This window comes from Streptomyces daliensis (assembly GCF_054782395.1).
This window is the reverse complement of the sequence record NZ_BAAGSO010000110.1, coordinates 1-761: the sequence shown is the minus strand read 5'-3', so window position 1 is coordinate 761 and position 761 is coordinate 1. Positions and strand designations below refer to the sequence as shown.

The 761-nt window shown below is 72.9% G+C and carries 1 protein-coding gene and 1 pseudogene; both read left to right on the top strand.

The features are described from left to right. A pseudogene (locus ACYVOO_RS30925) lies at positions 1-487 on the top strand (hypothetical protein); the annotation flags it as partial. A 23-nt stretch (positions 488-510) separates the two neighbouring features. Next, entirely contained in the window at positions 511-669 is a 159-nt protein-coding gene (locus tag ACYVOO_RS30920) for a hypothetical protein (RefSeq protein WP_461019025.1), read from the top strand. Positions 670-761 lie beyond the last annotated feature (92 nt).

Below are 761 nucleotides of genomic sequence, written 5' to 3'. Positions count from 1 at the left end.
GCCTGGCCTGCCGACACCGGCAGCCCGGGACTGGCGCGGCGGTGGGCAGCGCGGGCAACTGCCCACCGCCGTGGCCCTGCTGCCGACTCCCTCGACCTCGGAGAACACCGGGCCCGGGCACGCCGCCCAGGGCGGGATGAACCTGCGGCACGTCGTCTCCCTGCTGCCGACTCCGCTGGTCGGGGATTCCAAGGGCGCCCGTCAGGCGACGGCGCTGAACCCTCGCAGCAGCTCACCGACGCTGACGGACCTGACCTTCAGCGGGGCGCTGCTGCCCACCCCGCGCGCGTCGGAGAGCGAGAACCGGCAGACCAGACGCACCCCCTCGCAGGAAGCCGGGACACACGGCAAGTGCCTCGCGGCGGAGGTGGCGAGCCTGCCGACCCCGCCGGGGTCGACTTCGGCGCCTACGGCCCGGCCGTCGCCCGCTGGGAAAGCGTCCTCGGACGTCCCGCTCCCCGGCCAGTTGATGCTCTGGGACGGCTGAACCCGCCCTTCGTGGAATGGCTCATGGGTTTGCCACCCGGCCACGTCACCGACGTACCCGCACTGTCCCGCAGCGCACAGCTCAAAGCGCTCGGCAACGGCGTCATGCCCCCGCAGGCCATCCACGCCCTGGACCTGCTGCTCGCCGCCGCACCCGCCGGCGAACTCACCGCCGCCGCGTAGCACAACACCGAGGGCGGCCCCCGTCTCGCCAAAGTCCGGGGCCGCCCTCATCCATCCGTCCCTCAACAGACCTGATGGAGGTCTCCAGCATG

What these genes read in the sequence shown, in the direction of transcription:
- ACYVOO_RS30920 (WP_461019025.1), top strand. Translation starts at nt 511, where the DNA reads ATGGGTTTGCCACCCGGCCACGTCACCGACGTACCCGCACTGTCCCGC.